Origin of the sequence: Bacteroides sp. D1, from assembly GCF_000157095.2 — a bacterium.
GTDB classification, from domain to species: Bacteria; Bacteroidota; Bacteroidia; order Bacteroidales; family Bacteroidaceae; genus Bacteroides; species Bacteroides xylanisolvens.
Map to the genome: position 1 here is coordinate 154,900 of NZ_JH114348.1, position 11,993 is coordinate 166,892.

Here is an 11,993-nt window from a genome sequence, read left to right on the forward strand (position 1 = left end):
GGTAGAAATATTTTCTTGATTGACAAAAGAATGGCAGAAGAAAAGAGATTTATATCCGTATTTTTTGTAATATTGCAATCTTTAATTTATACAGTTTTTGCCATGGACGAGAGATTGGACAAAGTCAAGGTGCAATGCGACTATTTACCGCTTATTAATTTTGCGATACAACAAAACGGAGCATCGATCATTCATCAGCTTTCTATTGAGAACACGACACCTGTCCCACTGAAGGACATTCAAGTAGTAATCACGACAGAACCGACTTTCGGAAACGCCGCTCCGATGGCTGTTGAACAGATCCCGGCCAACGATTCGATCCGTCTGTCGTCATTCAATCTCACTTTGTCCGCCAACTACTTCACACAACTGACCGAACGTTTATCCGGCAACCTGAAAATTGAAATTACTGCTGAAGCAGAACCGATATTCTGCCAAACATATCCTATCGACATCCTGGCATACGACCAATGGGGCGGACTCAACGTATTGCCCGAAATGCTGGCTGCTTTCATCACTCCCAATCATACGGCTATCTCGCCGATTATCAAAAGAGCTGCTTCCATCCTGGGGCAATGGACCGGCAACCCGTCTCTCGATGAATATCAAAGCCGCACTCCGGACAGGGTGAGGAAACAGATGGCTGCCATCTATACAGCTATCGCGGAGCAACAGATTATATACAGTACCGTTCCCGCCAGTTTCGAAGAATATGGGCAGCGTGTCCGGTTAGCCGATTCTGTGATGGCACAGAAATTGGGAACCTGCCTGGATATGGCTTTGCTCTATGCTTCCTGTCTGGAGGCAATCGGGCTGAATGCTTTAATCGTCATCACGCAAGGGCATGCCTTTGCAGGCGCCTGGCTGGTGCCGGAAACTTTCCCGGATCCTACGATTGATGATGTTTCTCTATTAACGAAAAGAACAGCGGAAGGAATCTACGACATTACTTTGGTTGAAACGACCTGCATGAATATGGGACATTCGTCCGATTTTGACGATGCGGTGAAGAAAGCAAACGGAAAGTTGGCGGACGGGAATAACTTCCTTCTTGCAATAGACATCAAGAGAGCGAGATATTCGGGTGTACGCCCCATCCCTCAACGTATTTTGCACGGACAGGTATGGGAAGTCGACGAAAAAGAGACCAACATTCAGAAAAGTGCCGTTCATGCCACCCCGCAAAGTATCAATCCGTATGATTTATCGGGCAATGAAACCCAGACCGTAATCACCAAACAACTGTTATGGGAAAGGCGGTTGCTGGACTTGAGCCTTCGCAACAACCTGCTGAATATCCGGATTACCAAAAACACGCTCCAACTGATCCCGGCTAATCTGGCCTGCCTGGAAGATGCATTGGCCGACGGTGAAGAATTCCGCATCCTGCACCGCCCTGCCGATTGGGAAAGCCCGGCGATGGATTTCGGAATTTATTCCTCTGTACCGGAGTCTGATCCGGTGGTTGGTTTCATCAACTCGGAGCTTTCACAGAAAAGACTGCGTTTTTATCTGTCCGAAAACGATTTAGGCAAAGCACTGACTCACCTATACCGTTCCTCGCGTACCTCTATTGAAGAAAACGGAGCCAACACTCTTTATCTGGCTCTCGGACTTTTGAAATGGTATGAGACTCCTTCCAGCGAACGTCTCCGCTACGCTCCCATCCTGCTAATGCCGGTTGAAATCATCCGTAAATCGGCAGCTAAAGGCTATGTAATCCGTTCACGGGAAGAGGAAACGATGATGAATATTACGTTATTAGAAATGCTTCGCCAAAACTTCGGAATTACCGTATCGGGATTAGACCCGTTGCCCACCGATGAAAGCGGCGTTAACGTCAAACTGATTTATTCCATCATTCGTAACAGTATCAAAAACCAACGCAAATGGGACGTGGAAGAGCAGGCCATCTTAGGCATCTTCTCTTTCAATAAGTTCATCATGTGGAATGACATTCACAATAATGCCAATAAACTGGTTCAGAACAAAATTGTGTCAAGCCTCATCAACGGAAAGATAGAATGGGAAGCCGCAACAGAAGAAATAGACGCAACGGATATGGACAAACAACTGTCGCCAACGGACATCGTTTTGCCTATCATCGCCGATTCTTCGCAATTGGAAGCCATTTACGAAGCCGTACACGATAAGACTTTTATCCTGCACGGCCCTCCGGGAACGGGTAAATCGCAAACAATTACCAATATCATCGCCAACGCGCTTTACAAAGGGAAACGTGTCTTATTCGTTGCGGAAAAAATGGCTGCCCTCTCCGTTGTTCAAAACCGACTGGCAGCTATCGGTTTGGCTCCGTTCTGTTTGGAAATTCATTCCAACAAAACAAAGAAATCCGCCGTTATTTCACAACTGAAAGAAACAACGGAAATTATCAGGCAGACACCTCCCGAAGAATTCAAAAAGGAAGCGGAACGTTTGCTGAATTTGCGGGCAGAACTGAATCAGTATATTGAAGCCCTGCATAAAGAATATCCGTTCGGAGTTTCACTATACGACGCCATTATCCATTATCAATCTGTAGACGTCGAACCTTGTTTTGAGATTCCACAACCTTATCTGGATACATTAGACAAGGATACATTTGCGCAATGGGAAGAGGCTATCGAATCGTTAGTCAGAACCGCCAATGCGTGCGGACACCCTTATCGGCATCCATTAACAGGTATCTCGATTTCCGAGTATTCATCTGCCGGAAAAGAAGAAGCCTCTCAATTACTTACCGGCTTCATAGATTTATTAAATACCATCCGGCAGAAGTTGGATGTATTTTCCGTACTTCTGAAAGATACGGATATACACCCTACACGCAAGGATTTCCAAACGATTGCCTGTATCATCCGGAGAATACTCGATATTCCGGAGCTGACTCCGGGATTGCTGACTCTGCCGTTATTGAATGAAACGCTGAATGAATATCGTGAAGTGGTGGTTCATGGGCAAAAACGTGATGAACAAAGAAAAGAAATAGAGGCAGGATTCACCAAAGAGATTCTGTCTATCAACGCAAAGCAGACGGTAGCCGAATGGAACCGGGTATCCGATCAATGGTTCCTTCCCAGATATTTCGGTCAGCGAAAAATCAAAAAGGCTATCAACATCTATGCTTTAAAAACCATTGAAACAGAAGACATCAAACCGCTACTCCACCGGATTATCCGGTATCAGGAAGAAAAGGACGCTGTTCAGAAATACACTGGCCAACTCCCCTCTTTGTTCGGACGATTCGGCAAGAATGAGGATTGGACTGCCATTGAGCAGATTATCAATGATATGGCTTCTCTTCACTCACATTTGCTGAATTACGCAAAGGACATTGCCAAGGTGTCACAAATCAAACAGAATTTGTCTGTACAGCTCACAGAAGGGATTCAAACATTCAGAGATATTCACGCTCACTCTTTCAATGAACTGTATCAGTTGTCGGATACACTCACAGTCATTGAAAAGAAGTTGTCCGGCACGTTGGGTATATCAACAGAAGAGCTTTATACCTCTTCAGCCGACTGGATAACGATCGCGCTATCGAAAGCCCAAACCTGGAAACATAACCTCGACAAACTCAAAGACTGGTATCAGTGGTTACAAGCATACCAAACTCTGAATAAACTAGGAATCGGATTTGTCGCGACAGAATATAAGGAAAAGAATATCCCTACCGACCAACTGACAGACATCTTCTGCAAGAGTTTCTACCAGGCGGTTATTCAGTATATCATTGCCAAAGAACCCACGCTGGAATTATTCAACGGCAAAATTTTCAACGATATTATTGCTAAATACAAACAAATATCCGCCAAATTCGAAGAAACGACCAAAAAAGAATTGTTTGCGCGGCTGGCTTCCAACATTCCGTCTTTTACTCACGAAGCTATCCAAAGTTCCGAAGTGGGCATCCTTCAAAAGAATATCCGCAACAATGCTCGTGGCATATCCATCCGCAAGCTGTTCGATCAGATTCCTACTTTATTGTCGCGTATGTGTCCGTGTATGCTAATGAGCCCGCTTTCCGTTGCTCAATTCATTGATACGGATGCTGACAAATTCGATTTGATTGTCTTTGACGAAGCGTCACAGATGCCTACTTATGAAGCGGTGGGCGCTATTGCCCGAGGCAAAAACGTGATTATCGTGGGGGACCCGAAACAAATGCCTCCTACCAGCTTCTTCTCGGTCAGCACCGTAGATGAAGATAATATTGAGATGGAGGATTTGGAGAGTATTCTTGACGACTGCCTTGCTTTGTCTATCCCTTCCAAATATTTATTGTGGCACTATCGAAGCAAACATGAGAGCCTCATCGCTTTCAGCAACTCCGAATATTACGATAACAAACTGATGACTTTCCCTTCTCCGGACAACATTGAATCGAAAGTCAGGATAGTCAACATCAACGGTTATTATGATAAAGGCAAATCGCGCCAAAACCGGGCGGAAGCTCAAGCGGTGGTAGACGAAATAGCCAGAAGATTGAGAAGCGAGGAATTGAGAAAGAAAAGTATCGGTGTGGTGACTTTCAGCATCGTTCAGCAAGCCTTGATAGAAGACTTACTTTCCGACCTCTTTATCTTCCATCCCGAACTGGAAACTCTTGCTCTGGAATGTGACGAACCGTTGTTTATCAAAAACCTGGAGAATGTGCAGGGAGATGAACGGGACGTTATTCTCTTTTCTGTGGGCTACGGTCCGGATGCGGAAGGACGTGTCAGCATGAATTTCGGCCCATTGAACCGGGTAGGTGGCGAAAGAAGGTTGAATGTGGCCGTTTCCCGTGCCCGGTATGAGATGATTATCTATTCCACTTTAAGATCGGATATGATTGACCTGAACCGGACTTCCTCTATCGGAGTAGCCGGATTAAAACGTTTCCTCGAATATGCGGAGAAAGGAACTAGGAATACAATCAACAGTGTGACAGCCCAATCAACGGAAACAGCAGCCTCCATCGAGAATATCATTGCCGATAAACTGCGTTCATTGGGATACACCGTGCATACAGACATCGGATGCTCCGGTTACAAAATAGATATAGGTATCGTTGACACCGAAAATACCTCCAACTATCAATTAGGTATTATCTGCGACGGCAAAAACTACAAACGTACCAAGACCGCACGTGACCGGGAAATTGTGCAAAACAATGTACTGAAAGCACTCGGCTGGGATATCTACCGGATATGGACTATGGACTGGTGGGAAAAACCGGACGAAGTAATAGCTGCTATTCAAGAGGCTATCGCACGCAAAAAGAGTTCAAAGGTTAATGCCCAAACAACGACAACCACCGAAATTGATTCTGCCCCAATGACAGCAGAAAAAGAATCTGTGAACAAAGAGTCGACAGACAAAGAAAAAATAACAAAAGAAGAGCCAATAAAAGAAGAGTCAATAAAAGAAGCAGTACCGACTGCAGAGAGAGATAACAATGAAATTTCATTTGTACTCAAAGCATCACCTGCCACTTCTGAAAAGCAAACTGCTTCCGCATCTTCCGCACAAAGCGGAATACAGCAAAAGTACCGATCGGCAAAGATCACTCCAGGCAGCTATTCGCCGGAAGACTTTTTCTTTAGTGAAAGCTATTCTATCCTCACTTCTCAAATACGGAAGATTATAGAGAATGAAGCTCCGGTCAGCAAATCATTACTTTGCAAGAAGATTCTGTCTGAATGGGGAATCAGTCGTCTGGGAGCACGGGTAGAAACACAGATAGAGACGGCTTTAGATACACTAAATATCTATCGCACCGAACATGAAGGATTTGTTTTCTGCTGGAAAGATAGAGAGCAATGCATCTCCTACTCTATTTATCGTCCGGTTTCCGAGCGGGAAGCGACAGATATAGCTCCCGAAGAGATAGCCAATGCCATCCGACAACTGTTGACAGACTCCATCAGCCTGCCTGTGGCAGATTTGATAAAAGCATGTGCACAACAATTCGGCTTTGCCCGTATGGGATCGAACATAGACGCTGCCATGCAAAGAGGTATTCGCGAAGCCGTGAAAAGGAATTATGCCAAAATTGAAAACGAACGGGTGACGATTGCGGATTAAATGTTGGTTCGAGTGATCCTGTCTAGTAGATTCAGGTGAGAGAAATTAGATTAATACCCTTTCTCCAAACGTTTCAGGGCAGCAATAGAATCGGATACATAGCTATTGTCCGGTTCTATTGACCGCCAATAACAAAGCTCTCCAATCAGCCGTTTCAGATAGACAGGATCACTCGAACCAATCCGTCGTTGATGTTCTGCCAAACCTTTTGTCAGAATGAAATAGACATTCTTCCGGCTCTCTCTCTTTCTGGCTTTAGGGATAGTCAGTTTCACACCGGAAGAGATGGACACTCCCGTGATAATCTTTCTACCATACTCATTGATGAAACGGGTCTTTTTATGATTCGGTTCGAATTTCTCATCACGAATGATTTGTTTAATACGGGGAATGATTTGCTCTTTGGGAAATACATCTCCCGAAAAAGTCAGGTCATCGGCATACCGGGTATAAGTCAATCCGTATTCCGCCGCCAATGCCGCCAACTTCCGATCCATCTCATAACCAACGATATTACTTAACGACGGACTTGTAGGCGCTCCCTGCGGCAAGTGTCTGTGCAAACAACACAACGTTCCCAATACTTTAGATACATTTTCCGGATAACCGATCTTCTCAAATGTCTTTTTCACTCTCGGACTCCGTATAGAAAAGAAAAAATCATGAATATCCATTTTCAACACATACCGCTTTCCCAAATGAGGATTGGCATTGTCGACTACAGAATGACCGTTCCGGAAACCTACCGCTGCCGGATGAATCATTGTTACAGGTGATAATATACGAGAATTAATAGTCGCTTGAATGGATTGCATTGTTTTGTTAGGAGCAGAGATCATACGATACCCTCCTTTTCTTTTTCTCATCCAAAATTCCCGGTAATGTACAGAAACGTTTCGTAGTATTTCCTTCAATTGTCCCGTTTCCATTCCCAACAGATTAGCACACCAGACAACAGCCGATTCATCATACTTTTGAACATACTGTGCTCTTGGAACTGTCGCTCCCAAAGCATGCCTAAGCCAGGCTCCATGCTCCCATTTTACTTTAGTAGTCTTTTCTTCTTTACTACCGTCTGTCGCTTTCCATCTTTTATACCCCTCTTGTTTTCTGCTTGAGGAAATCATTTTATAAATCAGAAAACCAGTGACAATAAGTATCGTTATTAGAATTCCGTCCATTTTGTATTATGTATATAAACAAAGAGAAGAGAGGATGAGTTATTTACTAAAATAAATTTAGGTATTTATACCTTAGAATTTATTTTCTAGGAAAAATACCTGTGCTTACGAGGCGACTACACCTCTTTGATGCTAAATTTGGCCCTCATCCTCTCTTATACAAAGATAAGTATAATCTTTCGATAAAACAACCGGAACGGGGAAAAACTATCGGTTGAACAACTCAAACGTGAACTTACAGCCTATTCCTCCGAATTTCCAGTTTTCGCTGCTTACGAAGACTCCCACGTCGAAAATATGCGTACCGATGCCATATCCGACTTCCAGATAAGGTTGAAGATGCGGCATAGAAAGTGCACTGATGTAAATACGTTCATTCTGCACATAACGGGTGTACTTCATCAGATGCCGGAGAATAAGGAACGGAGCTTCGTAGGTGAAATGTCCCCGCACATAACGACGGGAGGAGTTATACCAACGTGAGTCAAGCACCTGAAATACTCCGCCGATTTCATCATTCCAGCCTACGGGAAGATTATGGCGGGAGAAATTGGCAAAGTCCACAAAATACAACTCATCCTGATTGGTGAATGCCCCGAATCCGAAACGATAATAAATATTACGCATCAATCCCATCCGGATTTGATGCTGAAGGTCAAACTCTATTCTTTCATATTCGCCCGTACTTTTAAATACTCCTTTAATTCCCCGTTCATAATCGACCGAGAAAGTTGGATAGATAGAATGTAAGTTTATCTTTCGCTTTCCGTTCATATAATAATAGAGTCCCGGCGTCCACTCTATCCGGATGCGGGGAGCAAAACTGATATAAGTGTTCTTGAATTTATCCATAAACTCCGGAGGTGGCATCGGATAATCACCGGTAATCACAAAACGGGAAGGCTCTACGGCTGTTCTTTTATGGGCAGAGAAACCCAGACCGATATCCAGTCCGTTGACTACCTCAACTGTATGGCGGAAATTAAAATACAAGTCCTTGAAATAATCAAGATGAATTAAATCGAAATTAAAGATACTATCCGGCATGGCTTTCAGTTCGTCGAGCACCTTACTGCTATAAATACGGTTACCATTACCCACATTCAACCGGAAGAATCCCCGTTTCTGTGGCCAGTATTCAAAGTCGGCATTCAATGACCAGTAGAATTCCTTACGCGTAAAGTTGTATCCGAGTTTAGGTACAATACGAAGTAATTTATCCCCTCTGAAAAGACGGTTGTAACGGAAATCCTGTCGATAAGACAAACCGTTGCTTCCGCTATAACTGAATAAAAGCGGATTTATAAACGGAGAGAACCGTACGCTTCCGATATTGGACAAATTGAATTTATAATCTTCTACCATCAAATCGCCCATTGTTCCCCAAAAGGCCTGACTCTTGGATGGCTTTTGTATGGTAGCCGTGTCACGTCTAAGCGCATTGTCGAAATATAGTTTCTTCTCACTTTCGTTCAAAGGAATCGGGCGCATGATAGCAAAGGTAGAGGCATCCGTCTTATAAGCATTCGTATCACACTGTAAAGAGAAAGATTCCGAAAGATTATATTTCCTCTTCTCTTTCTTACGTACCTTTTTTTCTTTCAGTTCGATGGATTTATAATCTAAAGAAGCTGTATAATTACCATCTACCTTATTTCCGAGGAATTTGAAAAGGGCTTCTACATCATAACGCACCGGCAGAAATTCATTTTTCTTGCCTACATCTCCCATCTTAATCCAACAGGTAAATGTTATCAGTTCCGATCTTCCCGAAAAACGAATCTCACGAACACTCCAAACGTTGCTGCTAACCACCATATAGCCACCCACCAACTGATCGCTCTTGGTACGGGGAATAAAACGTATCCGATAATCCAGGTTATTAGGGTCACCCATCACGCTGTCTATCCGGTACTTATAGTATTTCTGTCCGTTTTTAGCCAACGGTGATAATAAGCGTTCATCATTCAGCAGAGACGAAGAGTAGATATTTACATTAAAGTATTCGAGCAAACCCGGCAACCCTCTGTTTCCCCTCACAGTTCCCTGAGAGGCTTTTACTTTTTGGTCGTAAATATTGGGAGCCGTATAATGCAGGTCACTGTATGTTTCAAGCAGATATTCGCGAACCCCCTTTTGCAAACGAAACATCGAAGGCACGTAACGGAGAATAAAATTCTTCTTCTGAATGTCCATCTTACCTTTTATATATAGGTTCGCGCGATAATCGCTGACTATCGTTTCATACAAAGGTGCAAAGGTCATCACACGTTCTATAATGGAATCAGCGGAGATTTCCTGATGAGTATAAGGATTCATTATATAATTATTGGCTGCCCCCTTTGCTATAAAAGAGAACAGGCACAATATGCATCCTATCAATATTTTATCTCTCAATCGTCGTATCTCCTTCATTAACGTAGGCAAATATAAAAAAGAATATCGAAAAGCAATGGAATTAAGCTACTAAAAAGAGTTATCAGGGGAAGGAAGCTTTTCACACTGGATTAATATGAATATAAGAATAAACAAAAACGACTCATGTTTGAATGCATGAGTCGTCTATTAATAATAGGAGAAAGATTATAATTTCTCTATTTCTTCTTTCGAAATACCCGTAGATTTTATGATAATATCATCATCCACTCCTAGTTCTTTCAATTTACGGGCTGTTTCTCGTATACCTTTTTGTATACCTTTTTGTTCTGCAAAGTCCAACGTATTAAAATAATCGTTGTAAATTTTCCATTCTTCCTCGTACTGCATTCTTTCCTCCTGGGTCATATTCGCTTTGGAGGCTAACTTTTCCAGTCGTTCAAAAACGGCTTTACGAGCCTTGAAAGGCATTCGATCAAGTGTATCCATGTGCTTTAATATATAAATCCAGCGTTCAAAATCATTTTCACATTCATCCTCTTCTTTATTAAAGTTCGGCAATTCAATAAAAATCTGCCGGAACTTACTATTGAAAAGCTTACCTGTATCCCTGTCAGAAAGGACAACATCCGTTCTGATTTTAGAGGGTATATCCTTGTCCATCACGAAGTTCATGAAGAACACTCCGTACACAGCATCTAATTGAAAGTTCCAAATCCCCTTTCTCGCTTGTTGGGTAATGGCCCTCGAAAGATAGAAGAGGGCACGGTCTTTAAAGTAAGGCTGTTCCCGGTTCTGCATTTCTACGATAATATGCTCCCCCGTGTTGGTTCTACAATATATATCATAGATAAGTCCTCGTTCTGTTTTTACTTCCGGCTGCTGTTCGTTGTTTAGGAACTGGATGTCGGTAATTACATGCTCTCCTACGAGCAAATCATTCAAGAAGTCGATTAATAACTCCTTTTCTACCTCTCTGCCGAATAAAAACTTAAAGCCAAAATCGGTAAAGGGATTGATAAATCTTCCCATTATATCTTGTATCTCAATTATAGAACAAAGATAGAGTTTTTTTGTTGAATAGTGTCAAGTATGGGATAAAATAAAATCAAACCAATACCTAACATGAAGTATATGGTTTGATACTACGTAATATCGACTCTATATCACGATTTTAAAGTTGATTTATGAATAGACAACTAGAGTCGTCTGTTCGGTCAACTAAAGTCAGCGACTTAGACAACTGCAGTCGGCTGTATGGTCAACAGCAGTCGGCTGATACCATGTTAACTATTTCAATCTGTTATCCGGTCATATTCATCTTCTTATATCCTTCCATATTAGGAAACGCCTAAGCTTTTGTTTGAACCGGGGGGCTTTTCGTTAGAGTGTGAAGAGTGTGAAAAGCTAAAACGAGGTCATTAAATCACAGCAAACATCTGTCATACTACAACTTACGAGTCTGTGAAACTTGTGGAAGGCAAAAGTAAACTTTTATTTCTAAGTTGGCAGAGAAGTTGATATACTTTATTTTACCATGATTTTTGAAAATAATCAAACCACCGCTAGTTTGATTCATAACGGTGCATAAATGAACTAAATGATAATTTTGCGGAGTGCCCTGAAAGGGCTTAATTATATAGTGTAGGGCAACGCCCTACGTAAAAACGACAATTTGAATTTGCGCCCTGAAAGGGCATAATTGTATACAGTTCCGCCCTTTCAGGGCTTGTGGCTGGTGTGTCTTTTTCGTAGGGCGTTGCCCTACGCTATATAATTAAGCCCTTTCAGGGCACCCCAATAAATATATAATTGTAAGGCTTTCAGCCTAACCGATAAATTCTCATTTAACCGATAAATTCCCATTTAATTAAGAACTGCATAAAAAAGAGAAATGCTTACTCTTACCTTTTTATTTATCACTTTATTCTTGACAAAGAAGAAAATTGTCGTACCTTTGTAGTGCATTTCATACCAGAAGGCGGGGAAACCTGCCAATTTCCGTGGCAGGCATTTTTATGCCTGTTCATGTTCATTCTATATGGCGGTTCCGTACCCCCGTGTAGAAGGCTCAGTCTGAAACCTTGGGGGATTGCGTTAAAATTCTTATTTTTGCATCATGAAAACATCCTCTTCCCAAACGATTGATCCTGTTGCTTCTTTAAGCTTGTTCTTGCCTTCAGGAATCCTTGATTACTTTACCCTAGTCAATCATGTTTCTCAGGATACTTGCTTTATTCTTTATTTAGAGGAGAAAGCCACTATTCCTGCTGAGTACTCTGATCTCCATCTTCACTCAAAAGGTTTCCTCCCTGAGATTGAAGTTCAGGACTTCCCTATCCGTGGTAAAGCCGTTTATTTACG

The 11,993-nt window shown here is 42.4% G+C and carries 6 protein-coding genes; 3 read left to right on the forward strand and 3 right to left on the reverse strand.

The window, feature by feature from the left end; translation table 11 throughout:
• Nucleotides 1-30: 30 nt before the first annotated feature.
• Nucleotides 31-6,072 carry a DUF3320 domain-containing protein gene (locus tag BSAG_RS05320; RefSeq protein WP_004315838.1) on the forward strand — a complete coding sequence of 2,014 codons (6,042 nt, stop codon included), beginning with the start codon at nt 31-33 and terminating at the stop codon, nt 6,070-6,072.
• Between the two features lie 50 nt (nt 6,073-6,122).
• Here BSAG_RS05320 and BSAG_RS05315 read toward each other — a convergent pair whose 3' ends face one another.
• The 3 genes from BSAG_RS05315 to BSAG_RS05305 form a co-directional block, all read right to left on the reverse strand.
• Nucleotides 6,123-7,253, reverse strand: coding sequence for a reverse transcriptase family protein (locus BSAG_RS05315; protein WP_008016821.1), 1,131 nt, complete (start codon nt 7,251-7,253; stop codon nt 6,123-6,125).
• A 207-nt stretch (nt 7,254-7,460) separates the two neighbouring features.
• Nucleotides 7,461-9,668, reverse strand: coding sequence for a DUF5686 family protein (locus tag BSAG_RS05310; RefSeq protein ID WP_008016819.1), 2,208 nt, complete (start codon nt 9,666-9,668; stop codon nt 7,461-7,463).
• A 168-nt stretch (nt 9,669-9,836) separates the two neighbouring features.
• A complete protein-coding gene (locus BSAG_RS05305) occupies nt 9,837-10,661 on the reverse strand; it encodes an Rpn family recombination-promoting nuclease/putative transposase (RefSeq protein WP_004315833.1) in 825 nt (274 codons plus the stop codon).
• Nucleotides 10,662-10,816: 155 nt separating this feature from the next.
• On the opposite strand from BSAG_RS05305, the gene BSAG_RS25040 reads away from it, so the two are divergent.
• Nucleotides 10,817-10,984 carry a hypothetical protein gene (locus BSAG_RS25040; RefSeq protein WP_157442945.1) on the forward strand — a complete coding sequence of 56 codons (168 nt, stop codon included), beginning with the start codon at nt 10,817-10,819 and terminating at the stop codon, nt 10,982-10,984.
• 764 nt (nt 10,985-11,748) lie between these two features.
• Nucleotides 11,749-11,993: hypothetical protein (locus BSAG_RS25770; protein WP_008997693.1), on the forward strand; the 245-nt coding region annotated here is incomplete at its 3' end.